The organism is Sphingomonas rhizophila (assembly GCF_014396585.1).
In the GTDB taxonomy this organism is placed as follows: domain Bacteria; phylum Pseudomonadota; class Alphaproteobacteria; order Sphingomonadales; family Sphingomonadaceae; genus Sphingomicrobium; species Sphingomicrobium rhizophilum.
Genome location: NZ_CP060717.1, coordinates 840003 through 863722 on the forward strand (window position 1 = coordinate 840003; position 23720 = coordinate 863722).

Sequence of the window (23720 nt, forward strand, 5' to 3'; positions counted from 1 at the left end):
GCTTCGAACATGCGTCACATGACGAGGGGAATAGAATGCGCGTTCTGGCAATGGCATCGCAGAAGGGCGGTTCGGGCAAAACGACCCTGTCCGGCCATCTTGCGGTGCAAGCGCAGCTGGCAGGGGCCGGTCCGGTCTGCTTGATCGATATCGACCCGCAGGGCTCTCTCGCCGACTGGTGGAATGAACGGCAGGACGACATGCCCGCCTTTGCGCAGACCACGGTCGCGCGGCTCGCGTCGGATCTTGAAGTTCTTCGCCAGCAAGGCTTCCGGCTGGCGGTCATCGATACACCGCCGGCGATCACCATGGCGATCCAGTCGGTCATCGCGGTCGCCGAACTGATCGTCATCCCGACCCGCCCGTCGCCGCACGACCTGCGCGCCGTCGGCGCCACCGTCGACCTTTGCGACCGCGCCGGCAAGCCGCTGATTTTCGTCGTCAACGCTGCGACGCCCAAGGCCAAGATCACCTATGAAGCGGCGGTCGCCCTGTCGCAGCATGGCACGGTTGCCCCCGTCACCGTCCATCACCGCACCGACTTCGCTGCCTCGATGATCGACGGCCGCACCGTGATGGAAATCGATCCCACCGGCCGCTCGGCCCGCGAGATCGTCGAGCTTTGGGATTACATTTCCGACCGGCTTGAGAAGAATTTCCGCCGTACCGTCTTTGCCGCGCCGAACGCCGCTCCGGGCATCAGCGCGGCCAGTCCGCGCCCCGTCGGCGGCTTCGGTCGCCGGGTCGTCGGTTAAGTTCGGAGGCATACCCACATGTCCAGTGAACCCAAGGCCTTCGCATCGCTCTCCTCCGGGCTGCTTGCCCGCAAGGGTGCGGCGCGTCCCGCCATGCGTCCCCAGGGTTTCGGCCAAATCGGATCCGCCGGTCTTGAAGACCTCGGCTGGAACGACATGGGCTTCGAAGCCCCCAAGCCCGCCGTCACTCCGATCCGCGACGACGAACATGATGCGTTCGGCGAGGAGATCGGCAATCCGTCGCTGCGCAATCCGATTGCTGCGCTGACCCCCGTCGCTTCGCCGGTCCATGACCAGCAGGCCGAGATCGTCGGTCGCATGGGGATCGAGGAAGGGGCCGTCGACGAGGAAGAAATCGACGAGACCGCCGAAGCCTATGATCCGGAGACCGACGGCGATGTGTCGCCCCTGCAGGTCAAGCCGTCCGAGCGGAAGGCGGAAAACCCGCCCGTGCCGTTCCCGGCCGTTGCCGTCCGCCACGCCCGCCCGCGCCGTCCGCGCGCTGCGCCGGGGAGCAAGGGCAAGGCCGCGTTCACGCTTCGGCTGGACGCTGCCCGCCACCTGAAACTGCGCCTGGCGTGCGCGGTCGATGGTCGGTCGGCCCAGATGCTGGTGACTGAAGCGTTGGATTCGCTGCTGGCGGCAATGCCCGAACTGGACGGAATGGCCGAACGGGCGCCAAAGAAGCACGCGAGCAAATAATACTCGAGGGAGTGGGGACATGAAGCCGTATCGACTGGGAGTTACCCTTACCGCGATCGGCCTCGTCGGGGCATTGGCCGGCTGCGCAAGCCCCGGGACCAAGTCCGCGATGTATGGCAAGACGATTTTCGGGCAGAAGATCGACAGCTCCAACATCGGCCTGGCAACCCGCGCGCAGATGGCGCTGGCGTCGAACGACGTTCCCACGGCCATCAAGTTGGCCGAGCGTGCGGTCGAAAACAGCCCGACCGACGCCGGCTTCCGGGCCTTGCTCGGTAACGCTTACCTCGCCGCCGGACGGTTCGCGTCGGCTGAAGCGGCGTATGCCGATTCGCTGTCGCTATTCGCCAACCAGCCGCAGGTCGCGCTGAAGCTGGCGCTGGTGCAGACCGCGCAGGGCAAGAATGCCGACGCGCTCGCCAACCTCACCGCTTCGCAGGAACTGCTCGATCCGGCCGACCTCGGCCTCGCGGTCGCGCTCGCCGGACGCCCTGACCAGGCCGTACAGGTCATGGAGCCGGCGGCCCGCGCTCAGAACGCCGATCCACGTCTTCGCCAGAACCTGGCGCTGGCCTATGCGCTTGCTGGCAACTGGGTAATGTCGCGCACGGTCGTCGAACAGGACGTCCCGGGCGACCAGGTTGAGGAACGCCTGGAACAATTCCGCGCGCTGACGAAGCCGGGCAAACCCGGCGTCGCGGTCGCAAGCTTCATCGGCGTCAGCCCGGCCGCGTCTGATGCGGGCCAGCCGATCCGTCTCGCCGTGAAGAAGGCCGCCGCCAAGGCACGCATGGCCGCGGCCAAGGCCCCGTCGCCGCCCCCGCACCAGTCGCCGTGGTCAAGGCAGCGCCGGCGCCTGCGCCGGTCGTCGTGGTCAAGGCAGAGCCGATTCCCGCGCCGGTCTCTGTTGCCGCGACTGCTCCCGCGACGCCTGTCCGTGTCGCGCCGATCGCACCGATGGCGCCGGTCGCGGTCGCCGCCGCTCCGGCCTCGGTTAAAATTGCACCGGTGACTCCGGCCGTAGCACCGGTTCGCGTCGCTTCGGTTCCGAAGCCCCAGCCGGTCAAGCTCAACCAGGCTCGCCCGGCGTTGAGCCCGGCCGCGGTCCGGCTATCGGAATCGATCCCGCAGTTCCGCCATGCTGCACTCCGCACCGGTGGGAGTCGTGCGGTCGTCCAGCTTGGGGCCTACTCGTCTCGCGACCGGATCAGCACCGCCTGGAACACGGCGAGCGCCAAGTTCGCGTCGCTGCGTGGCTATCAGCCGCACTCCGCCCGCTTCGAAGGCGCTCGCGGCACCTTCTACCGCCTGTCGGTGAAGGGTTTCGCCAGCAACCGCGAAGCGATCGCCCTGTGCGCGTCGCTCAAGCGTTCCGGCCGCGCCTGCTTCGTTCGCAACGAATCGGGTGACGCGCCGGTCGAGTTCGCCTCGCGCTAATCTCTAGCTGCCTCGATCGGCCGTCAGCAGGTCGAGGCACGCCATCCGGACCGCAACGCCCATTTCAACTTGCCGGACGATCAGCGATCGCTCGGCATGGTCTGCCAATGTGCCGTCGATCTCCACGCCGCGGTTGATCGGACCGGGGTGCATCACTACCGCATTGGCATTGGCGCGGGCGAAACGATCGAGGGTCAATCCGTAGCGCGCCAGGAATTCTCCCGGCGCGTCGCCCAGTTCCTCATCCAGCCGCTCGCGCTGGATCCGGAGCATCATCACGACGTCCGCGCCGTCGACGGCATCGTCGATCGACAGGTTGGCGACATTTGCTTCGGCCAGGGGAGGCGGGGCGGCGAAGCGGAGTTCGGCGCCAAAGCGCTGCAACAGCTTCGCGTTGCTGTGGGCGACACGGCTGTGGCGGATATCGCCGCAAATCGCGACCTTAAGTCCTTCGATCCGACCGAAATGTTGGCGAATGGTTGCCGCATCGAGTAGCGCCTGGGTCGGATGCTCGCCCGTACCGTCGCCGGCATTGATCACCGGGCAATCCATCAGCCGGGCGATGTTCGCCGGGGCGCCGGTCAACGCGTGGCGGATGACGATGGCGTCGGGCCTCATCGCGTTGAGCGTCCGGGCGGTATCGTCGAGGGTCTCGCCCTTCTTGATCGAGCTCATTTCGACCTGCATCGTCACGACCTGCGCGCCGAGGCGGTTGGCGGCGATCTCGAACGACAGCAGGGTCCGCGTCGAATTTTCGAAGAAGGCGTTGATAACCGTCAGGCCGTCGAGACGATGATCGTTGCGTCGCCGCTGGCGGTTATAGTCGAACCAGCGCTCGCCCTCGTCGAGGATCGTCGCGATGGTCGCGTCATCCAGGTCGTCGATCGAAATCAGGTCCATCGACCGCATCGCCTAGCGGGCGTCCGGCAAATGCGCCAGCGCATCGATCGCGCCTTGCAGGATGTGGGCGGCGGCGTGGGCGTCGACCTTTTCGGCGCGCTTGGCGCGGCTCATGTCCGCTTCCAGCATCGCGCGTTCGACCGCGACCGTCGACCAGCGCTCGTCCCACAGCAGGATGGGGAGGGCGAGTGGCGCCAGGTTGCGGGCAAAGGCGCGTACCGATTGAGTCCGCGGGGAATCACTGCCGTCCATGTTGAGCGGCAGGCCGACCACCAGGCCCTTCAGGTCATGATCGGCGACAAAGCGGCGCAGCGCTTCGAGGTCGGCGGTGAACTTTGTGCGCTTCAGCACGCCAGATGGCGTGGCGAATGCCCAGCCCGCATCGCACGTCGCCAGCCCCACCGTCTTGGTCCCGATGTCGAGGCCACCCAGCCGCCCGCCATCCGGACCGAGGGCTTCGGCGAAGGTGATCGCCGAGGCGTGGATCACTTCGCGGCCTCGAAGGCGTTCGTGCGTCGGGCCACGTCGGCCCGCAGCGCGCCCCAATAGAGCGCGTAATCATAGGGATGGAGGTTGTTGCCGGGCAGGGCGAAATTGCCGAGCGACGGAATGTTGCCGTCGGCCGTCAGGAAGCCGTGATCGCACGCCGCGCCGACCTGGCCGCGCTCGAGCGTCGCGGTGGTGAAGGCGGCATCTGGGGCCAATGTCCCGGGATTGGCGCTGGCCGCGCTCCTCCCGTTGATCGAACCACTCACCGGGTCGACGCACAATATATCCGCGCGAGTGCGGGGCCTGCCGGCGAGCCCTTCAGTGCCGACCCAGCTGTTGAGCACGAGCGCCGGGTTGGCCGGCGCCTTGAAGGTCTGCCAGCTCAGCACGCATCCAGTGCTGTTGGCGAGTTGGCACGGGGCGAGGCCGGTGGCCGGCAGGTCGGCGGTGATTCCGACCGGCCAGCCGATCACGTAGGCAGCGATCAACCGCCCTTTCAGTATGTCTTTCTTGTCTTTCAGCAGGCGCAGGAGGTGGAGCGCACCTTGGCTGTGCCCGGCCAGAATGATGGGCCGTCCACCATTCGCGGCAAGGAAGGTCTCGAACGCCCTGGCCACGTCCCCGTAGGCGAGGTCGAGCGCCTTCTTCGCATCGGCGGTCCTGAGCAGGAACGCACCAAAGGCGGCCTGCCGATATCGCGGTGCCCAGACCTGGCTTTCCCCAGTGAATGCGCTCGCCTGGTGGCGGACAAATAGCTGGGTCCGCGCCTCGGTTTCGCCGTCGGGCAGGAGTGGCGCGTTCCAGCGGTCCGTTTCAAGGTATGTCGTCGGGTGGATGTAGAAGGTCGCGGCGGGTGCCGGACCGACACGCTTGTCGATGGGCGCGCCGTCGGGTTCCCAGCTTGCCGCCGAGTCCAGCCAGTTCGCGGTCTGTGCATAATCCGGGCCACTGCCGGGCGGCTGCGGTTCGAAGTGGCCGTGCGGGGTACTCATCCTGACAAGCGCCCGGCCGCCGAACTGATACACCGCAAACCCGCCGGCCACGGCCAGCAGGGCAAGGACGAAGACGCAACCAAGGAAGCGGCGAGCAAGCATCGGCGCCGCCTAGCGGGGCGCCTCGGCATCGGCAACCCGAGCGATCAGCGGCGATTTCACCGAATCCTCACCCCGGGCTCATGTTTCCCTGCCACCTCTGCCGCATTGCGAACCGAAATTTCGGACGGCACATTCCGCACGAACAGGGGGACAGGCATGACTGCACAGAACGGGACGGAACGGGAAGATTGGCCACAGCGCCCGTGGATCATGGCCGCGATAGGCGCGGCCTCAGCCTTCATCTTCTACCTTCTGGTCGACGACCTCAATTACGAACAGCCGATTTCGGCGACCGTCCTCCTGCGTCAGGCCGCCGCGGCGGGGTTCGGCGTGGCAGCCCTCTCGTTCCTGATCACCGCCGAAAAGACCCGCTGGACCTGGGCGGCGGCGTTCGCGCTTTGCTGGGGAATGGTCATCGCCCTCGTCGGCTATTCGACCGGGGCTTATTCCCGCGCGGGCGACGTCGTTGAATTCCCCTTCCTGTCGGGATTGCTCGCCGTCGGAATTGCCGCGCCGCTGTTCCAGACCATGCGTGACGAAGGCGGGCGTTCGCTTCCGTACGAAAAGGTCCATCGTTACGCCTGGACGGACGGCATCATCGGCGGGGCCAGCCTGGCGTTTACCGGCCTTACGTTCTCGGTCGCCTTCCTGCTGGGCTCGCTCTTCGACGCCATCGGCATTTCCCTATTGAAGGACCTGCTTGAAGAAGGCCTGTTCGCATTCTCGATGGCAGGGGCGGCGTTCGGCGCCGCCAGCGCGGTCCTTCGCGAACGCGACCCGCTGCTTGGCACTCTCCAACGGCTGGTGATGCTGGTCTTTTCGGTCCTGGCGCCGGTCCTGGCATGCGCCCTTGCCGTTTACCTAGTGGCCTTGCCCGTGACCGGGTTCGGTGGCCTGTGGAAATCGGGGCTTCCCGAGACGCCTCTGCTGCTATCGGCCGCCGGTTTCGCCTTTGTCTTCCTCAACGCGGTGATCGGCGATTCGCGCGACGACCGTGGCCAAGGAAAGTTATGGCGCTTCACCGAAGTCGTCTTGCTGGTCGCGGTATTGCCGCTTGGCACCCTGGCGCTGGTGTCGATGGGTATGCGTGTCGGCCAATATGGCTGGACGCCCGAGCGGCTGTGGGGGGTCACTGCTTGCCTGATTGCCATCGCCTTCGGCGTTTCCAACTGGTGGGCGCTGTGGCGCGGCCGTGGCCAATTCGATGGGGTGGTTCGGGCGAACCAGAAACGCCTAGCGGTGGGCCTCTGCGGCCTCGCGCTGTTTCTAGCCCTGCCGATTGTCGATTTCGGCGCGATCAGCACCAGGTCGCAGGTCGCGCGACTGCAAGGCGGAAAGGTGCCGCCGGCCGAGTTCGATTGGACCGCGTTGGCGTTCGATTTCGGACCTGCTGGCCGCGAAGCGTTGCAGCGGATCGCGACAAATCCCGCCACCGAACTGGGCCGGATGGCCAGTGCGGCATTGACAGCCACCAACCGGTACAAGCTTTATGAAACGACCGAGAAAGTCCGCCATCAGGCCACTATCGACCGCCGGGTACGGCTGCTTTCGCCTGACATCGAACTGACCCCGAACGTCCGGCAGCATCTGGCCGACTTCGGGGGGTGCATCGAGCAGTCGCCATGTTCGGTGATGCGTATCGACGCAACCAGGCTGTTGGTGGTGTGGCAGGGAGGCGGAAAGGTCGCGATGGCGAATGTCGTCGATCTTTCCCGCAATCCGGGCGACATCGAGACTGCCGCCGCCGACCGGAACCTGTTCCCGAAGGTCGACAATCTGGAAAAGGCGCGGATCGAGGTGCGGACGGTTAAACGGCGGCAGGCCTTTGTCGACGGGAAGCCCGTCGGCGATCCGTTCGAATAGGCGGTTGATGGGGTGGGGGCGTCCTGCTAGCCGCGCCCCATGTCTGTCACCGAAAAAGATGTGCTCCACGTCGCCAAGCTCGCCCGGCTCGCGCTGGGCGATGCGGAGATCGAACGAATGGTGCCGGAGCTGAACAACATCCTCGGCTGGGTCGAACAGCTGGGCGAGGTCAACACCGACGGCGTCGAGCCGCTGACCGCGGTCATCGACAACCAGCTTCGCCTTCGCGACGACGTCGTCAACGACGGCGATTGCCGCGACGCGGTGCTCAGCAACGCGCCGGACGCGCAACACGGCTTCTTCGCCGTGCCGAAGGTGATCGAATAGTGGGCGACCTCAACCTCAAGACGCTGACCGAGCTTCGCGACGGCTTCCGCGCCGGCGAATTCAGCGCGCGCGAAATCGCGACCAGCTTCAACGATGCCATCGTCGCGGCCCGCTCGCTCAACGCCTACACTATTGAGACGCCGGACGCGGCGCTGGTCGCGGCTGACGCTGCCGATGCGGCGCGCGCTTCGGGCGACCTCAAGCCGCTGTCGGGCATTCCGCTGGGCATCAAGGACCTGTTCGCGACCGAGGGCGTGGACAGCACGTCGGGGTCGAACATCTTGCGTGGCTTCAAGCCGCCCTATGAATCCACCGTGTCGGGCAAGCTCAAGGCCGCCGGCGCCGGCATGCTCGGCAAGCTCAACATGGACGAGTTCGCGATGGGCTCGTCGAACGAAACCAGCGCCTACGGCCCGGTGATCAGCCCGTGGAAGCGCAACGACGGCGGCAATGCCGCGCTGACCCCAGGCGGAAGCTCGGGCGGATCGGCGGCGGCGGTGTCGGCGGGCCTCGCGCCGGGCGTGACCGGCACCGACACCGGCGGCTCGATCCGCCAGCCGGCGGCTTTCACCGGGATTTCGGGTATCAAGCCGACCTACGGACGTTGCAGCCGTTGGGGCATCGTCGCCTTCGCCTCGTCGCTCGACCAGGCCGGGCCGATGGCACGGACGGTACGCGATTGCGCGATCTTGCTGGAAAATATGACCGGCTTCGATCCGAAGGACGCGACCTCGCTCGACCTGCCGGTGCCGCAGTGGGAAGCGGGATTGTCGAGCGACCTCAAGGGCAAGAAGGTCGGAATTCCCAAGGAATATCGCATCGACGGCGTTCCCGACGAGATCAACGCGATCTGGGACCGCGGCATCGAATGGCTGAAGGATGCCGGCGCGGAAGTCGTGCCGATCAGCCTGCCGCACACCAAATATGCGCTGCCGACCTATTACATCATCGCCCCCGCCGAGGCGTCGTCGAACCTCGCGCGGTACGACGGGGTTCGCTACGGTCTGCGGGAGACGCCGGAGGGCGGGAACCTCGACGCGATGTATTCCGCTACGCGCGAGGCCGGTTTCGGCGCAGAGGTGAAGCGCCGCATCATGATCGGCACTTACGTTCTGTCGGCCGGTTTCTACGACGCTTATTTCAACAAGGCGCAGAAGGTCCGCACCCTGATCAAGCGGGATTTCCGCGACGCCTTCCGCCAGTGCGACCTGATCCTGACCCCGACCGCGCCGTCGGCGGCATTCGGATTGAACGAGAAGATGAGCGATCCGCTGGCGATGTACCTCAATGATGTGTTCGCGGTCCCGGCGAGCCTTGCGGGTCTTCCGGCGATGAGCGTTCCGGGCGGGCTGGACGGGCAGGGGCTGCCGCTCGGCCTGCACCTCATCGGCAATGAACTGGACGAACAGGGCGTGCTCAATGCCGGCCTGGCGATCGAGGAACGCGCCGGCTTCACGGCGCGCGCGGAGAAGTGGTGGTGAGCGACTATCGGATCAAAGGCGAAACCGGCGAATGGGAGGTCGTGATCGGCCTCGAAGTCCACGCGCAGGTCGTCAGCAACGCCAAGTTGTTCAGCGGCGCGGCGACCGCCTTCGGTGCGGAGCCGAACACGCAGGTGTCGCTGGTGGACGCGGCGATGCCGGGGATGTTGCCGGTGCCGAACCGCGAGTGCATCCGGCAGGCGGTGCGCACCGGCATGGCGATCGACGCCAAGATCAACAAATGGTCGCGCTTCGACCGGAAGAACTATTTCTACGCCGACCTTCCGCAGGGCTACCAGATTTCGCAGCTCTACCATCCGCTGGTGGGCGAGGGCGAAGTGACCGTCCTCCTCGATGAGAAGGACGAGAGCAGCGCGCGGACGATCGGCGTCGAGCGGATCCACGTCGAGCAGGATGCGGGCAAGCTGATGCACGACCAGCATCCGACGATGAGCTACGTCGATCTCAACCGCTCGGGCGTCGCGCTGATGGAAATCGTGTCGAAGCCCGACATGCGCTCGCCGGCCGAGGCGGGGGCTTACCTGCGCAAGCTGCGCGCCATTCTGCGTTACGTCGGCTCGTGCGACGGGAACATGGAAGAAGGCTCGATGCGCGCCGACGTCAACGTCAGCGTGCGCAAGCCGGGTGACGAATTCGGTACCCGGACCGAGACCAAGAACGTCAACTCGGTCCGCTTCGTCATGGCGGTGATCGAGCATGAGGCGCGGCGTCAGGTCGACTTGATCGAAGAGGGCGGCACCGTCGCCCAGGAAACGCGACTCTACGATCCGGACAAGAACGTCACGCGCACGCTTCGGTCGAAGGAAGACGCGCATGACTATCGCTACTTCCCCGATCCTGACTTGTTGCCGCTCGAGCTGGACGACGCATTCCTCGATGAGTGCCGCAAGTCGCTGCCGGAGCTGCCGGACGCGAAGCGCAAGCGCTACGAGTTGATGGGCATTTCCGCCTACAATGCCTCGGTGCTGACCGCCGAGGTGGAGACCGCGGGCTGGTTCGACGCCTTGCTGTCCAACGACGTCGATCCGAAACAGGCGTCGAACTGGGTAGTCGCCGAGCTATTCGGCGCGCTCAACCGGCTTGGCGTATCGATCGCCGAGTGCCCGGTGTCGCCGGCGCACGCGGCGGACCTCCTCAAGCTGGTAGCCGACGGGACGATCAGCGGATCGATCGCCAAGACGGTCTTCGAAAAGATGCTGGAGAGCGGCGACCCCGCTGGCGCCATCGTCGAACGCGAGGGTCTGAAGCAGACGAGCGACACCGGCGCGATTGATGCCGAGATCGACAGAATCCTCGCCGCCAATGCCGACAAGGTGGAGCAATATAAGGCGGGCAAGGAGCAGTTGTTCGGCTTCTTCGTGGGCCAGACGATGAAGGCGATGGCGGGCAAGGCCAATCCCCAGATCGTCAACGAGCGATTGCGGGCCAAGCTAAGCTAGGGCCTTGTTTTACTTCAAAGGTTCGCGCAGTTTCGCGGCGTTCCGGGGCGGCTGTCGCTTCGGTCCATGCGGGGCGACTGTCTTGGCGCGCTCCAGAGGAGGCCCGTATGCGTAAGGTGGGCGTGGTCCTGATGTTGAGCGTTTCGCTTTCCGCGTGCGTGTCGACCCGGCAATTCGCTGACGTTCACTTCTCTCCGCCATCGGGTGACTACAAGTTGCTCGTCATGAGGCCCGACGTGTCGGTCGGATCCGTGACGACCGGAGGAATGGTTGAGCCGCGGGCCGACTGGACGGAACAGTCGCGCCGCAATCTCCTCGCCGCGTTGCGGGCGCAGCAGGCGACGCGCGGGGGAACGCCATGATTCTCGAAAAGCGCGATGCGATCGCCGGCGTCAGCGCAAGCGAAATCGCGGAGTTGGAGCGTCTCCACAACGCAGTCGGCAATTCGATCGCCCTTCACAAATACATGGGATACGGACTTCCGACCAAGCGGGGGCGGGGCCTCGACTGGACGCTGGGCGAGGACGCCGTGAAGCTCGGCCAGCGGTCCGGCTATGATTATGCGTTGTTCATGTACGCCGAGGACAACTTCGCCTCGACGGGTCGCGTTGCCCTCCAGGTGCTCGGGATCGCCGGTTGCTTCGTCGGCTTCTGCGCGCCCAACGTCGGTGGCGGCGGTCAATTCGCCTACGCGTCACTGGTCGACCTCAGGACCGGCAAGGTCGTCTGGTTCAACATCGTCCAGGCCGGCAGCCAGATCGCCGGGATCAAGATGGGCGACATCCGGACCGAAGCGGGCGCGGCGCAACTCGTCGATCGGCTGCTCGACCGCATGAAGCCGGGCAAGGCCGTTCGCGCAGCGCAGAAGAACAAGTCATGATCGAGATCAGCCGCCGTGCGGTGCTTGGCGCGGGCGGGGCGGCCGTGGCGGCCCTGGCCGCGGGTCAGGGGAACGCCCGTATCCCACCGTCGACGATGGTGCCTTTGATCGGTCCCGGCTACCGGCCGGTGGACGCCGATGAAAAAGGCATGTGGCAGCAGATGGAGCGCGTCGAGGAGGAAATCGCCGCCTCGAACATTCTCATCACCGATGAGCGGACAACGGGCTACCTGCGCGAACTGATCGCCCGGGTCGGCGGGCCGGCCGCGAAGGATTTCCGGATCTACCTGGCGCGCGTCCCTGATTTCAACGCGATGATGTTCCCGACCGGCTTCTCGGTCGTCTTTTCCGGTTTGCTGCTGCGCATGCGCAACGAGGCGCAACTTGCCGGGGTGATTGCGCACGAGGCGGCGCACTTCCTGCGCAAGCACCAGATCCGGCAGTGGCGCGACATGCGTACGAAGACCGACATCTTCGCTCTGCTATCGATGGCCGGGGGAATGGCGGGCGGCGCGGCTGGAATCTATACCGGTGACCTGCAGCAGTTGGCGCAGCTTGGCACGATCCTCTCGCTCCTCCGCTACAATCGCACGCTGGAGGCGGAAGCCGATGCGATGGGGATCAAGCTGATGTCGGAAGCGGGCTACAATCCGATGGCGATGCCGCAAACGTGGGAGCAGCTGATCGCCGAGGAGACCGAGGCCGCCCGCTACCGGCGCAAGCGGAGAGAGCGTCGCTTTTCGCTGTTCGAAACCCACCCGGTGCCGGAAACGCGGATGGCCGACCTGAAGCTGTCGGCACGCGAGGTGACCGTGCCTGGCAAGAACTACAGCGATTTCCGCGCCCGCTACCTGGCGAGCATCGGCAATATCCGCCAGACGTTGCTCGATGATCAGATCAAGCTGAACGATCCGGGGCCAGCCAGTACATCATCTACACCTTGGCGCAGGACGGCTGGAACGGGCAGCTTCGCTACTATGAGGGCGAGATCTGGCGCTTGCGGAACCGCGACGGGGACGATCTTCGCGCAGCGCAGGGCTATGCGGCGGCGGTGACCTATCCCGATGCACCCGCCGATGCATGGCGGTGGCACGGAATCATGCTCGACAAACGAGGTCGTAAACCCGAGTCCCGCGCTGCCCTGACGCGTTACCTGATGTTGGCGCCGAATGCGCCTGACGCCGCCTTCGTTCGCCAGATGCTGGTCAGTTGAGGAGACAATCCATGGTGCGCCGGTCTTCTCTTCTCGTATTTGGTCTTGCCGCCCTTTCGGTCAGCGCCTGCGCGCCCGGATTGTCGGGCATCGACAACGGGACGTACAGGCTGGTTCGAGCGCGGCCAATCGCGGTCGGAAACAACCGTCTGGAGGTGACCCCGCCGCGCGAATGGAATCGAGTGTCGTCGCGCCTGTTCTTCGACATTTCGGAGGTCGAGGACTGGACCCAGAATGGCCCGCTGCTTGACGGCATGACCTTCGTGACGGGCCTCAAGGGCGGATCCTTCGTCGTCCGCCAGGACAAGCGCGAATATCGCCAGATCCCCAAGTATCGGTCGAACATGACTGCCCCGGAAATCGCGTCGATGCTGGAAAGCATCTATAGAGTGAAGGGCGGCGCGGTCGACTTCAAAACGACCAACCTCTCGCCAAGGGCTTTCCTCGGCTACCCCGGCTTCCAGCTGGACTTCGAGCATCTGGACGGTGACGAAGTCTGGCGGAAAGGGCGGGCAGTCGGCGCGAACATCGACGGGCGCCTCTACCTGATCATGTTGGATGCGGCTCGGGCGCACTACTATGCTGCGTCGCTGCCCGATTTCGAGGCCATCGTCGCCTCGGCGCGCCGTCGCTAGCCGGCGACGGGATCAGGAGGAGGCGGCTCGACCGGCTCGCCCGGTAGCGGCGGGATTTCGCCGGGCGGGGAGGCGGGCGGCGCTTCGCCGGGGCGGGGTGGCCGGCTGGCCATGCTTAACGTTCCGGTGCCGGCGAGGCAGGCGAGGGGATATCGACGTCACCGGGCAATGATGGCGCTTCGGCCGGAGGCGTGGTCGGCTGCGGGCGGGGTTGGGGTCGGGTTCGGGCTGGGTGGCCATCGGTCATTCTCCTCGCCGCCTAGAACCCCCGTCGCGGCCAATCGGTTGCTCGTCCCGCCGCGCTGCCATCCGCACTTGCCCCACGCCTGATCCTTGCTATAGGCCGCGCACCTCAAAGGAGCGTCCGCGCGGGCGTGGCGGAATTGGTAGACGCAGCAGGTTTAGGTCCTGCCATCGCAAGATGTGGGGGTTCGAGTCCCTTCGCCCGCACCACCCGCTTCGGCGCAGCCGCTCCTGGCACTAATATTCACGGGTAGACGCAAGATCATGAAGACCGTCGAGACGGAGAACGCAGGCCTGAAGCGGGCCTACACCCTGACCATTCCGGCCAAGGACATCGACGCGCGGGTCGATCGCGAAGTGAAGCGCATCGCGCCGCAGGTCCGCATGCCGGGCTTCCGTCCGGGCAAGGTCCCGAGCAACCTCATCCGCAAGATGCACGGTGAGAGCCTGCACGCCGACGCGCTGAACGCGACCGTCCAGGACAGCGTGCAGCAGCTGATCGCCGAGCAGAAGCTTCGTCCGGCGCTGCAGCCGGAAGTCGAACTCAGCGAGGGCTACGCGGCCGGCAAGGATGCGGAGGTCAAGGTTCGCCTCGAAACGCTGCCGGAAATGCCGGCGCCGAAGATCGAAGGCCTGAAGCTAGAGCGCCTCACCGCCGAAGTCGATGACAGCGCACTCGACGAGCAGCTCAGCCTGCTGGCGCAGAGCCAGACCCGCTACGAAGACGCCAAGAAGGGCCATAAGGCGGCCAACGGCGACCAGGTCGTGATCGATTTCGTCGGCAAGGTCGATGGCGTTGCCTTTGACGGCGGCACCGGCCAGGACATGGCCGTCGTGCTCGGCTCGGGCAACCTGATCCCTGGTTTCGAAGAGCAGATGGTCGGCCTGAAGCAGGGTGACGAAAAGACGCTCAACCTGACCTTCCCGGCCGACTATCCGGCCGAGAACCTCAAGGGCAAGGACGCCACGTTCGACATCAAGGTGACCGCGGTGAAGACCGCCGCCGAGACCAAGATCGACGACGATTTCGCCAAGGCGATGGGTCTCAAGGACCTGGAGCAGCTCAAGGGCCTGCTGCGCGACCAGCACCAGCAGGAACTCAATGGCCTCACCCGCACGCACATGAAGCGCCGCCTGCTCGACCAGCTGGCCGACACCCATGATTTTCCGGTGCCGGAATCGATGGTCGAAGCGGAATTCGAGCAGATCATGGGCCAGCTTCGTCACGAAGCCAGCCACGAGGACGACAAGGACGCGGCACTCGCTGAAATCGAAAAGGACGCTGCCGAATATCGCGGCATCGCGGAACGTCGCGTCCGCCTCGGCCTCCTGCTCAGCGAAATCGGTGCCGCCAACGGTATCGACATTAGCCAGCAGGAAATGAACCGCCTGATCGGCCAGGCTGCTGCACAGTACCAGCCGTCGGACCGCGACCGGTTCATCCAGTACGTCCAGGAAAACCCGATGGCGGCCGCGCAGCTCCGCGCTCCGCTGTACGAGGACAAGGTCGTCGACTTCCTCTTCTCAAAAGCGGAAGTGACTGAGCGCGCATCGACCCGCGCTGAGATCGAAGCCGAATTGGAGAGCGAAGAAGGCCACGTTCACGGACCGGGATGTGGCCACGACCATGCGGACGCCAAGCCGTCGAAGGCCAAGAAGGCGCCGGCAAAGAAAGCCGAAGCCAAGGGCGAGGCACCCGCGAAGGGCATGGTCGACGCGAAGGCCGATGCCAAGCCCAAGCCCGCCAAGCCGGTCAAGGACGCGGCTCCGGCCAAGGCTGCCGACACCAAGCCTGCGGCGGCAAAGAAGGCCCCGGCCAAGAAGGCCAAGTAAGGTATGACGCCGGGGGCGAGGCGCCAAGGGTCGCGGTCCTGCTGCCCTGCTACAACGAGGAAGCGGCGATCGCGCAGACGGTCGCCGGTTTCCGCGCAGCGCTCCCCGACGCCACCATCTACGTCTACGACAACAACAGCCGGGACCGCACGGTTGAGGTCGCGCGTGGCGCCGGCGCGGTGGTCCGCTCCGAGCGCCAGCAGGGCAAAGGCAACGTCGTGCGGCGGATGTTCGCGGACATCGACGCCGACGTCTACGTCATGGCCGATGGAGACCTGACCTATGACCCGAAGTCCGCGCCGGAGATGGTCCGGATGCTGGTCCAGGACGAACTCGACATGGTCGTCGGCACTCGCCAGCACGTCGCCGCCGAGGCGTATCGGGGCGGGCACGTGCTCGGCAACAAGCTGTTCACCGGCCTGCTGTCGAAACTTTTCGGCCGCAGCTTCACCGATATCTTCTCGGGCTATCGGGTCTTTTCCCGGCGATTCGTGAAAAGCTTTCCGGTCCTTTCGGCCGGCTTCGAGATCGAGACCGAGATCAGCGTCCACGCACTCGAACTGCGAATGCCGGTCGGCGAGATCGTCACCGCCTACGGCGCACGCCTTGAAGGGTCGGAATCGAAACTGTCGACCTACGCAGATGGCTGGCGGATCCTGAAAACCATCGTGACGCTTTACCGGATCGAGCGGCCGGTGCTGTTTTACGGCAGCTGCGCCGCACTGCTCATCCTGCTGGCGCTCGCGCTCTCGGTGCCCCTCGTGGTTACCTACATCGACACCGGCCTGGTCCCCCGATTTCCGACGGCAATCCTCGTGACGGGCATGGTCATCGTTGCCGTGCTAAGCTTTTTCGCGGGCCTGATCCTCGATACCGTCACGCGGGGACGGCGCGAACTTCGGCGATTGTTTTATCTTCAGTATCCCTCGCCCTCCGCGAAACGATAATCATCGCCGCTACAAAAAAGCAGAGGCAGGCCACGGTTGGTAACGTCCCGGGCAGCAGGCTCGGTAGGCCAAGTTTTTGCAGAATGGTCGCCAGGTTTTCGGGCCGGAACAGCAGAAACGCACCGATCGTCACCAAGACGGTAGGGATGCGTCCCCCGAAAGCCGCCAGTGCGACCAGCGGCAACAGAATGCCCAGGTCGTAGGCATGCAATCGCACAAAAAGGGTCGTTGTCGCGAGGGAGGCGAATAGCGTCGCGATGGACAAGTGCAGATCATCCGGGGCCGGTCTCTTCCATCGTGCGATCAAAACTAGCACTGCGGAAGTAATGGCCGCAGCCACGATGAGGAAACTTCCGGGAATCGTGACGCCGCCGAATAGGTAAGCGAGGTGGGCGACCCCGGTCTGGCTTGGCGGGCTGTTGACGGCGTAACTCTCATAGAGACTCGCGGTCTCCGAAAGGCCCCGCAAAATGCCCATCGGACTGGTGGTCAGCAGGGCGGGAAGCGCAAGAACTCCGGAAATCAAGCCACTGACGACCGCCGTCACGAAGTGTGGTCTCAGCAGCGCGATCGCGCAGTAAATTGGCACACCAATATTGGGTTTGAGCGCCAGGAGCACGAGGGCCGCGCCGAGGGTTAGTCGATGGTTCGTCACCAAGCCGAGCGCGAGGAGGCAGGAGGCCGCTGTCATCAATAGCGCGACATTCCCCCACATCATGGATGTCGAGGCGACGGAGGAGAGGCCGGCATAAGCGAAGAGAATTAGGAGGTGATCCGGAGTTCCCCCAGCCCCAGCCGCTGACGCGACCGGCGAAGCATTTCGCAGCCTGCCAAGAGGCCCGCCCCGGACAGGACTGCCCAGAACTGCATGCCGACTTTCAACGGCAGAAAGCTCAGCAAGTTCGAGATCGTCCACCAATTCGGTGGATAGGCAAAGAAAACCGGGGATAATTCTCGATGCCTAGAGTGGCGCCGGCGGCCGCGAATGCGGGACCGTAGGGGTCGACCCCGTCGCGCCAAAGGTTCCCGGCCAGCCAGTAGTAAGCAAAGTCGGCGTGCGGCGAACTCGCACGTACGCTCACCCATACCAAGTATCCAACCGTCAAAAGAGCCGCTGCGACCAACGCGCTGGTGCGAAGCGGATAGTGGCGTTCGAATTCGAAGATCGAGGGCGGCGTCACCGCTCCGTTCTGTCGCAAATTAGGCACGATCAAGAATCCCCTTTGTCGGAGATGGTACAAAGCCTGACGACCATTGGAATGTAATTTGTGCCTACCGATGCATTCTGGGACGCAACCGCAAGCCATAGCGACACGTGGTTGCCGGACACCCCAATGCCCTAGCGCCGCAAACGTGCCCTTGAACCTTGTTGCGAACCGCCCGATGTAGGCGCCACCCAATTCGAAGGACTTCGCCATTCTCATGGATCATCAGGACATCGCCTCCGCCCTCGTTCCAATCGTTATCGAACAGTCGAATCGCGGCGAGCGGTCGTTCGACATCTATTCGCGCCTGCTGCGGGAGCGGATCATCTTCATCACCGGGCCGATCGAGGATCACATGGCCTCGCTGATCACCGCCCAGCTGCTTTTCCTCGAGTCCGAGAACCCGAAGAAGGACATCTTCATGTACATCAACTCGCCGGGCGGCGTGGTGACGGCCGGCCTCGCGATCCACGACACGATGCAGTACATTCGGCCGCGCGTCGGCACGGTCTGCATCGGCCAGGCCGCATCAATGGGCAGCTTCCTGCTAGCCGCGGGCGAACCGGGCATGCGCGTCGCGCTGACGAACAGCCGCATCATGGTCCACCAGCCGTCGGGCGGTGCCCAGGGCATGGCGGCGGATATCGAGATCCAGGCCCGTGAGATCCTGCGCATGCGCAGCCGCCTCAACGCGCTCTATGCCAAGTACACCGGCCAGCCGATCGAGGAGATCGAGAAGGCGATGGACCGCGACAAGTTCCTCGAGGCGGACGAGGCCAAGGCCTTCGGCCTGATCGACGAAGTGTTCGAGAAGCGCCCCGACCAGGGCGAGGATTCGGGCACGTCCGCCGGCGATGTGACCCCGGCGTAACAAAACTGTCATTTTTCTTGCCGCGGAAAGAGCGGAGGATTAGGCCCCGTCGCATCGTCGGCGGGGCCTTTTTCTTGCCGCGGCAGGGGAGTGTTCGTCATCCGCCAGATTGCTGCCTTGCCGTATCGGAGTACGGGCCCGGGTCTCGATGCGCCGGTGTCGGTGTTGCTCGTCACCAGCCGGGAATCGAAGCGGTGGGTCATCCCCAAGGGAAATCCGCAGGCCGGGACCCCGCCGCATATCGCCGCCGCCGTCGAAGCCGAGGACGAGGCCGGAGTGGTCGGCGTCGTTTGTCCGACCCCGCTTGGCAGCTATCGCTATCGCAAACGGCGCGGCAGCGGCGCCTCGCTGATGGCCGATGTCGATGTCTTCCCGCTCGCGGTCAGCGACGAACTCGCCGAATGGAAAGAGCAGTCTGAACGCGAGCGGCGCTGGTTCAGCCTCGCCGAGGCCGCCGAGTGCGTCGAAGAGCCTGACCTGCGCGACCTCATCCGGTCCTTCGGCGCGTCAGAATTCAACAAGGCGGCGCAGCGCGACATGCTGTCAATCGTCGCCGAAAAGTCGAAAGTAGGTCCGATGTTCGCCTGGTTCCAACGACTGCTGCCCAAGACCGGCGGCTTTTTCGAGTTGTTCGAAGCCCATGCGGTCGCGTTGGTCGCGGCCGCCGATGCGACCGGGCGCCTGTTCCAGGGCACTGGAAAGTCGGCGGACCATATCCGCGAGATTTACGAGCGCGAGCATGACGCCGACGAGATCATCCGACAGACGTTGAAAGAGGTCCGGCAAACCTTCCTGACGCCGTTCGATCGCGGGGCGATCACCTCGCTGATCGGGGCCATGGACAATGCCGTCGACGAGATGCAGGCATCGGCGTCGGCGGTCGACCTCTATCAGATCAGGACATTCTCGCCGGAAATGCGCGATATGGCGGCGATCATCGTCGACGCCGCGCGCCTGGTTGCCGAGGCCATGCCGCTACTGCGCGACGTCGCCCGCAATGGCGGCCGGTTGCACGAACTGACCGAGCGACTGGTACGCATGGAAGGCCATGCCGACGAAATTCATTCTGCCGGCCTGAAGTCGGCGTTCGAACGGCACCGCGACGGAAAGCCGATCGAATTCATCGTCGAGCGGGAAATCTTCAAGCATCTGGAACGGATCGCCGACGCCTTCGAGGATGTCGCCAACCAGATCGACTCCATCGTCATCGACCACGCCTGATCCGCCCGGATGCACGAACTCGCCTTTCCGCTGCTCGTCGGGCTGATTATCCTGGCGCTCGCGTTCGATTATCTGAACGGGCTTCATGACGCGGCCAATTCGATCGCGACCGTCGTCGCGACCAAATTGCTTGGCCCGGTGCAAGCGGTGGCCTTTGCTGCCTTCTTCAATTTCTCGGCCTACTTCCTGACGCTGGCCTATCCTGAGCTTCACAAGGTTGCGGATACGATCGGCAAGGGGCTTATCGACAAGGACCTGGTGACGCCTGCCGTAGTGTTCGGCGCGCTGGTGGGGGCCATGTTCTGGAACGTCGTCACCTGGCTCAAGGGCATCCCGTCCTCCTCCAGCCATGCGTTGGTCGGCGGCCTGATCGGGGCAGGGGTCGCCCACGCCGGGCTCACTGGCGTCCAATGGACCGGCCTCAACAAGACGCTCATCGCGATCGTCCTGTCGCCGCTGCTGGGCATGATGCTGGCGATGCTGATCATGCTCGTCACCAGCTGGCTGGCCGCCGGGGCACGGTCGCGAGGGGCTGAGCGAAGCTTTAAACTGCTCCACCTGATTTCGTCCGCCGGCTATTCGCTCGGCCACGGTCTTAACGACGCGCAGAAGACGATGGGGATCATCACCGTCCTGCTCTATTCGACCGGCTATCTCCATGGCGACTTCGAAGTGCCGCACTGGGTCGCGATCAGCTGTTACATCGCCATCGGCCTCGGCACGTTGACCGGCGGCTGGCGAATCATCGAGACGATGGGGAGCCGCATCACCAAACTGTCGCAGCACCAGGGATTCAGCGCTTCTGCCGCCGGTTCGGTCATGCTGTTCACCGCCAGCGCGCTCGGCATCCCGGTGTCGACCACACACACCATTACCGGCTCGATCATCGGCGCGGGCGTGGCGCGCCGCGAGTCTGCCGTGCGGTGGGGCGTGGCGCAGAATGTCGTGACCGCCTGGGTCATCACCATCCCCGCATCGGCGGCCGTCGGCGCTTTGTTCTATTGGTTGACGACCCTGTTCTAGGTCGCGAGCGGCGGGCCTTGTGCCGCGTTAACACCTTGCCCATATTCGGGACGCACCGAATTCCTCGGGAGCGCGTTAACGTTCCTAACAGTTTGAATGTGCGAAAAACCGAGCTAGCATGGCTCGACGACGAGGGCGCTTGCCGCCCTCAAGGACAAGGACCAATATGACCAAGCTTTCCGGCGGCGATAGCAAGAGCACGCTATACTGCAGCTTCTGCGGCAAGTCGCAGCACGAGGTGAGGAAGCTCATCGCCGGCCCGACCGTCTTCATCTGCGATGAATGCGTCGAACTGTGCAACGACATCATCCGCGAAGAGACCAAGTCGGCGCTGGTGAAGACCCGCGACGGCGTCCCGACGCCGGCGGAAATCTGCAAGGTGCTGGACGATTATGTGATCGGCCAGGCCCGCGCCAAGCGCGTCCTGTCGGTCGCGGTCCATAATCATTACAAGCGCTTGAACCACGGAACGAAGAACGGGTCCGAGGTCGAGCTCGCCAAGTCGAACATCCTGCTGATCGGCCCGACTGGCTGCGGCAAGACGCTGCTCGCCCAGACGCTGGCGCGCATCCTCGACGTGCCGTTCACGATGGCCGATGCGACGACGCTGACCGAGGCCGGCTACGTCGGTGAGGATGTCGAGAACATCATTCTCAAGCTGCTTCAGGCGTCCGATTACAACGTCGAGAAGGCGCAGCGCGGCATCGTCTACATCGACGAAATCGACAAGATCAGCCGCAAGTCGGACAATCCGTCGATCACTCGCGACGTATCGGGCGAGGGCGTCCAGCAGGCGCTGCTCAAGCTGATGGAAGGCACCACCGCCTCCGTTCCGCCGCAGGGTGGCCGCAAGCATCCGCAGCAGGAATTCCTGCAGGTCGACACCACCAACATCCTGTTCATCTGCGGCGGCGCGTTTGCGGGTCTCGAAAAGATCATCGGCGACCGCTTGCAGGGCAAGTCGATTGGCTTCGGCGCTTATGTCGCCGCGCCGGAAGAACGCCGCACGGGCGAGACGCTGAAGTCGACCGAGCCCGAAGACTTGCTGAAGTTCGGCCTTATCCCGAATTCATCGGGCGGCTGCCGGTCATCGCGACGCTCGAGGATCTCGATGAGGACGCGCTGGTCAAGATCTTGGTCGAGCCGAAGAACGCGCTGGTGAAACAGTATCAGAAGTTGTTCGACATGGAGGACGTGGAACTCGCCTTCTCCGACGAGGCTCTTCACACCGTCGCCAAGAAAGCGATCGAGCGGAAGACCGGCGCCCGCGGCCTCCGGTCGATCCTCGAATCGATCCTGCTCGACACCATGTTCGACCTCCCGTCGATGGAGGGCGTCGACGAGGTCCATGTCGACAAGGATGTGGTCGATCTTCGCAAGGAACCGGTGCGCGTCTATTCCAAGAAGGAAAAGGCTGCCGCTGGAACGACGGGCGACGCCGCATAATTCGAGCTGACGTCGGATGGCGTCGTCAAATTCCCTTACCGAGGAATGGCGGTCGCGGCCGCCTTTCTCCTGGCTTCCGCAATCCGTTCGCGAACCTCAAGAGCCGCTCAGGGCCATCCTGACCGGCTATTTATTGACGTTCGTCGGCAGCATCCTGCTGTCTGCCACAGTCCAAGGCATTCTGGCGCTTGTGGGCAGTTCCGCGCCGCGCGAGGTCCCCGACTTCGGATCCGGCTGGATGATGCTGTTCGGTGTCGTCGTCTTCGCGCCGGTCGTCGAGACGCTGATCATGGCGTCGGTCTTATCAGCGCTCTTGACGCTTGTGTCGCCATCCGTGGCGATCGTGGTGAGCGCGGTCGGGTGGGGCATCGCCCACTCCCTGTTGGTGCCGACCTGGGGTCTGGTCATCTGGTGGCCATTCCTGATCTTCTCGACATTATTCGTCGTTTGGCGAGAGCGAGGGTGGGGCGCGGCTTTGGCTGTCCCGGCTGGCGCGCACGCCCTGCATAACCTCGTCCCAGCTCTCACCCTGCAACTCTGGTAGACATTTCTTCACGCACATTAACCATCCCGATTATTTTCTGGTTGAAAATTCGGGTGATAACGAAGAAATTGTTGCGGATTGCCGGGGGTATGAGTCGTGGCAGAGTTTCAACCGCGTCTGGAACTGCAGACCGTGCGGGGCGTGGCTTGCGTCCTTCTCGTCGCCTACCACGTTATCGGCGCTGATCCGACAGTTGGCCTCCGTTTGCCGGAAGATTCATTCTGGCATCAAGGCATGGCTACCTTCGAATTCCTTCGAATGCCACTGTTCACCATCTTGTCAGGTTACCTGTACGCCGTGTGGCGGCCTGGGCGCGGCGACCTAGCGTTGTTCTGGCAAAAGAAGTTCCGTCGCATCGTACTCCCGCTGCTCTTCGCGACGTTGGTGACCCTCGTCCTGCGTGAGCTCGTGTACGGAGATCGAACGGCGGTGCTGACCGCTATCTTCTTTCATTACCAGCACTTCTGGTTCCTTCAGTCGTTGCTGGTGATATTTGCGGTCATTTCGTTGTGGGACGCGTTTAGGCCTGCAAGATGGGAGGCGCTGTGCATCGCCGCCTTCATTTGCCTGATGTTCTCGAGGTCCTTTTCGCTGCCCTCGTTCCTAAGCCTCAATGGCGCGGCCTATCTAGCGCCATTCTTCCTATTCGGCATGATTCTGCGACTGGAAGAGGGGCTGCTCCGCAATCACTCGGTCATAGTGATCGCGTCGTGGCTGTTGATTGTCGTCACCACGTTGCAGCAGGTAGGGTTGGCCGAGATGGGGCAGCCCATCGAGCGCACATCCTTGTCGGCGGCACTATGCGGTGCGTCTGCAGGCGTGGTGCTCTTGGCCAAGCTTCCGTATAGCTTGATTTTGGCCAAGATCGGCGAAGCGAGCTATGCAATATATCTATGGCACTCGATCGCGGGAGCAGCCGTCCGGGAGTCGCTGGAAGGCTTGGGCGTACCGGTCGCGGTATTGTTCGTCGTGCTCCTGTTGGCGGGCATCGCAATCCCGATGGGAATGCGAATTCTACTGAGATCGCATGCGCCGGCATCCATTCTTCTGTTCGGGGAAATGCCTCGGGAACGTCTGCCAAACACGGCGACGGCGATGACGGGCCCCAAATGACAAGCGCGTGATTGTGAAATCCCAGCGCCGTTGCGCTT

At 64.2% G+C, this 23720-nt stretch carries 24 protein-coding genes, 1 tRNA gene and 1 pseudogene; 22 read left to right on the top strand and 4 right to left on the bottom strand.

What is annotated here, in order from left to right; genetic code table 11:
* Positions 1-35 precede the first annotated feature (35 nt).
* The 4 genes from H9L12_RS04105 to H9L12_RS04120 are packed head-to-tail and all read left to right on the top strand — an operon-like array spanning position 36 to position 2894.
* Positions 36-755: a ParA family protein gene (locus H9L12_RS04105; RefSeq protein WP_187542732.1), complete on the top strand. Its 720-nt coding sequence runs from the start codon at positions 36-38 to the stop codon at positions 753-755.
* A gap of 18 nt (positions 756-773) precedes the next feature.
* Entirely contained in the window at positions 774-1457 is a 684-nt protein-coding gene (locus H9L12_RS04110) for a hypothetical protein (RefSeq protein ID WP_187542733.1), read from the top strand.
* A gap of 19 nt (positions 1458-1476) precedes the next feature.
* Positions 1477-2469 carry a tetratricopeptide repeat protein gene (locus H9L12_RS04115; RefSeq protein WP_187542734.1) on the top strand — a complete coding sequence of 331 codons (993 nt, stop codon included), beginning with the start codon at positions 1477-1479 and terminating at the stop codon, positions 2467-2469.
* Positions 2466-2894, top strand: a complete 429-nt coding sequence (locus H9L12_RS04120) for an SPOR domain-containing protein (protein WP_187542735.1) — start codon at positions 2466-2468, stop codon at positions 2892-2894. The genes H9L12_RS04115 and H9L12_RS04120 overlap by 4 nt, the downstream gene beginning before the upstream one ends.
* Positions 2895-2897: 3 nt before the next feature.
* Here H9L12_RS04120 and H9L12_RS04125 read toward each other — a convergent pair whose 3' ends face one another.
* The 3 genes from H9L12_RS04125 to H9L12_RS04135 are packed head-to-tail and all read right to left on the bottom strand — an operon-like array spanning position 2898 to position 5377.
* Positions 2898-3794 (bottom strand): aspartate carbamoyltransferase catalytic subunit, encoded by an 897-nt coding sequence (locus tag H9L12_RS04125; RefSeq protein WP_246450593.1) that lies wholly within the window; start codon positions 3792-3794, stop codon positions 2898-2900.
* 12 nt (positions 3795-3806) lie between these two features.
* Positions 3807-4283 carry a Holliday junction resolvase RuvX gene (gene ruvX, locus H9L12_RS04130; RefSeq protein ID WP_187542737.1) on the bottom strand — a complete coding sequence of 159 codons (477 nt, stop codon included), beginning with the start codon at positions 4281-4283 and terminating at the stop codon, positions 3807-3809.
* Positions 4280-5377, bottom strand: a complete 1098-nt coding sequence (locus H9L12_RS04135; RefSeq protein ID WP_187542738.1) for a DUF3089 domain-containing protein — start codon at positions 5375-5377, stop codon at positions 4280-4282. Before H9L12_RS04135 ends, ruvX begins: the two co-directional genes overlap by 4 nt.
* 156 nt (positions 5378-5533) lie before the next feature.
* Between H9L12_RS04135 and H9L12_RS04140 the strand changes: the two genes are divergently transcribed.
* The 12 genes from H9L12_RS04140 to H9L12_RS04195 all read left to right on the top strand — a co-directional run bounded on the left by H9L12_RS04140 (position 5534) and on the right by H9L12_RS04195 (position 16259).
* Positions 5534-7240, top strand: a complete 1707-nt coding sequence (locus H9L12_RS04140; RefSeq protein WP_187542739.1) for a DUF4153 domain-containing protein — start codon at positions 5534-5536, stop codon at positions 7238-7240.
* 39 nt (positions 7241-7279) lie between these two features.
* Complete coding sequence (gatC, locus tag H9L12_RS04145; RefSeq protein ID WP_187542740.1) at positions 7280-7567, top strand: Asp-tRNA(Asn)/Glu-tRNA(Gln) amidotransferase subunit GatC; 288 nt, start codon at positions 7280-7282, stop codon at positions 7565-7567.
* Positions 7567-9048, top strand: a complete 1482-nt coding sequence (gatA, locus tag H9L12_RS04150) for an Asp-tRNA(Asn)/Glu-tRNA(Gln) amidotransferase subunit GatA (protein ID WP_187542741.1) — start codon at positions 7567-7569, stop codon at positions 9046-9048. The genes gatC and gatA overlap by 1 nt, the downstream gene beginning before the upstream one ends.
* Positions 9039-10508, top strand: coding sequence for an Asp-tRNA(Asn)/Glu-tRNA(Gln) amidotransferase subunit GatB (gene gatB / locus H9L12_RS04155; RefSeq protein WP_187542742.1), 1470 nt, complete (start codon positions 9039-9041; stop codon positions 10506-10508). The genes gatA and gatB overlap by 10 nt, the downstream gene beginning before the upstream one ends.
* A 107-nt stretch (positions 10509-10615) precedes the next feature.
* The gene (locus tag H9L12_RS04160) at positions 10616-10870 is read left to right on the top strand and encodes a hypothetical protein (protein ID WP_187542743.1); all 255 of its coding nucleotides are present in this window, start codon (positions 10616-10618) and stop codon (positions 10868-10870) included.
* A complete protein-coding gene (locus H9L12_RS04165) occupies positions 10867-11388 on the top strand; it encodes a hypothetical protein (RefSeq protein WP_187542744.1) in 522 nt (173 codons plus the stop codon). The genes H9L12_RS04160 and H9L12_RS04165 overlap by 4 nt, the downstream gene beginning before the upstream one ends.
* Positions 11385-12443 carry a M48 family metallopeptidase gene (locus H9L12_RS04170; protein ID WP_187542745.1) on the top strand — a complete coding sequence of 353 codons (1059 nt, stop codon included), beginning with the start codon at positions 11385-11387 and terminating at the stop codon, positions 12441-12443. The genes H9L12_RS04165 and H9L12_RS04170 overlap by 4 nt, the downstream gene beginning before the upstream one ends.
* A complete protein-coding gene (locus H9L12_RS04175) occupies positions 12440-12601 on the top strand; it encodes a tetratricopeptide repeat protein (RefSeq protein ID WP_187542746.1) in 162 nt (53 codons plus the stop codon). The genes H9L12_RS04170 and H9L12_RS04175 overlap by 4 nt, the downstream gene beginning before the upstream one ends.
* A gap of 11 nt (positions 12602-12612) precedes the next feature.
* On the top strand, positions 12613-13236 hold the full coding sequence (locus H9L12_RS04180) for a hypothetical protein (RefSeq protein ID WP_187542747.1): 624 nt from the start codon (positions 12613-12615) through the stop codon (positions 13234-13236).
* Between the two features lie 368 nt (positions 13237-13604).
* Positions 13605-13689: transfer RNA gene (locus H9L12_RS04185), tRNA-Leu, on the top strand.
* Between the two features lie 54 nt (positions 13690-13743).
* Positions 13744-15312, top strand: coding sequence for a trigger factor (tig, locus tag H9L12_RS04190; protein WP_187542748.1), 1569 nt, complete (start codon positions 13744-13746; stop codon positions 15310-15312).
* Between the two features lie 38 nt (positions 15313-15350).
* On the top strand, positions 15351-16259 hold the full coding sequence (locus H9L12_RS04195; RefSeq protein ID WP_187543155.1) for a glycosyltransferase family 2 protein: 909 nt from the start codon (positions 15351-15353) through the stop codon (positions 16257-16259).
* Here the strand turns inward: H9L12_RS04195 and H9L12_RS04200 are convergent.
* Positions 16189-17175 carry a hypothetical protein gene (locus tag H9L12_RS04200; protein WP_187542749.1) on the bottom strand — a complete coding sequence of 329 codons (987 nt, stop codon included), beginning with the start codon at positions 17173-17175 and terminating at the stop codon, positions 16189-16191. The genes H9L12_RS04195 and H9L12_RS04200 overlap by 71 nt on opposite strands.
* 506 nt (positions 17176-17681) lie before the next feature.
* Here H9L12_RS04200 and clpP point away from each other — a divergent pair.
* The 6 genes and pseudogenes from clpP to H9L12_RS04230 all read left to right on the top strand — a co-directional run bounded on the left by clpP (position 17682) and on the right by H9L12_RS04230 (position 23682).
* Positions 17682-18335 (top strand): ATP-dependent Clp endopeptidase proteolytic subunit ClpP, encoded by a 654-nt coding sequence (clpP, locus tag H9L12_RS04205; RefSeq protein ID WP_425506801.1) that lies wholly within the window; start codon positions 17682-17684, stop codon positions 18333-18335.
* Between the two features lie 99 nt (positions 18336-18434).
* Positions 18435-19556: a DUF47 family protein gene (locus tag H9L12_RS04210; protein WP_246450696.1), complete on the top strand. Its 1122-nt coding sequence runs from the start codon at positions 18435-18437 to the stop codon at positions 19554-19556.
* A 9-nt stretch (positions 19557-19565) separates the two neighbouring features.
* Complete coding sequence (locus tag H9L12_RS04215) at positions 19566-20579, top strand: inorganic phosphate transporter (RefSeq protein ID WP_187542750.1); 1014 nt, start codon at positions 19566-19568, stop codon at positions 20577-20579.
* 166 nt (positions 20580-20745) lie between these two features.
* Positions 20746-22025: pseudogene (clpX, locus tag H9L12_RS04220) on the top strand (ATP-dependent Clp protease ATP-binding subunit ClpX).
* Between the two features lie 16 nt (positions 22026-22041).
* On the top strand, positions 22042-22569 hold the full coding sequence (locus H9L12_RS04225; RefSeq protein ID WP_187542751.1) for a CPBP family intramembrane glutamic endopeptidase: 528 nt from the start codon (positions 22042-22044) through the stop codon (positions 22567-22569).
* Between the two features lie 96 nt (positions 22570-22665).
* Positions 22666-23682, top strand: a complete 1017-nt coding sequence (locus H9L12_RS04230; RefSeq protein ID WP_187542752.1) for an acyltransferase family protein — start codon at positions 22666-22668, stop codon at positions 23680-23682.
* The last annotated feature ends 38 nt before the right edge of the window (positions 23683-23720 follow it).

Coding starts and splice junctions, on each gene's coding strand:
- H9L12_RS04105 (WP_187542732.1), top strand. CDS start 36: ATGCGCGTTCTGGCAATGGCATCGCAGAAGGGCGGTTCGGGCAAAACG.
- H9L12_RS04110 (WP_187542733.1), top strand. CDS start 774: ATGTCCAGTGAACCCAAGGCCTTCGCATCGCTCTCCTCCGGGCTGCTT.
- H9L12_RS04115 (WP_187542734.1), top strand. CDS start 1,477: ATGAAGCCGTATCGACTGGGAGTTACCCTTACCGCGATCGGCCTCGTC.
- H9L12_RS04125 (WP_246450593.1), bottom strand. CDS start 3,794: ATGGACCTGATTTCGATCGACGACCTGGATGACGCGACCATCGCGACG.
- H9L12_RS04135 (WP_187542738.1), bottom strand. CDS start 5,377: ATGCTTGCTCGCCGCTTCCTTGGTTGCGTCTTCGTCCTTGCCCTGCTG.
- H9L12_RS04140 (WP_187542739.1), top strand. CDS start 5,534: ATGACTGCACAGAACGGGACGGAACGGGAAGATTGGCCACAGCGCCCG.
- gatC (WP_187542740.1), top strand. CDS start 7,280: ATGTCTGTCACCGAAAAAGATGTGCTCCACGTCGCCAAGCTCGCCCGG.
- H9L12_RS04160 (WP_187542743.1), top strand. CDS start 10,616: ATGCGTAAGGTGGGCGTGGTCCTGATGTTGAGCGTTTCGCTTTCCGCG.
- H9L12_RS04165 (WP_187542744.1), top strand. CDS start 10,867: ATGATTCTCGAAAAGCGCGATGCGATCGCCGGCGTCAGCGCAAGCGAA.
- H9L12_RS04170 (WP_187542745.1), top strand. CDS start 11,385: ATGATCGAGATCAGCCGCCGTGCGGTGCTTGGCGCGGGCGGGGCGGCC.
- H9L12_RS04180 (WP_187542747.1), top strand. CDS start 12,613: ATGGTGCGCCGGTCTTCTCTTCTCGTATTTGGTCTTGCCGCCCTTTCG.
- tig (WP_187542748.1), top strand. CDS start 13,744: ATGAAGACCGTCGAGACGGAGAACGCAGGCCTGAAGCGGGCCTACACC.
- clpP (WP_425506801.1), top strand. CDS start 17,682: ATGGATCATCAGGACATCGCCTCCGCCCTCGTTCCAATCGTTATCGAA.
- H9L12_RS04215 (WP_187542750.1), top strand. CDS start 19,566: ATGCACGAACTCGCCTTTCCGCTGCTCGTCGGGCTGATTATCCTGGCG.
- H9L12_RS04225 (WP_187542751.1), top strand. CDS start 22,042: ATGGCGTCGTCAAATTCCCTTACCGAGGAATGGCGGTCGCGGCCGCCT.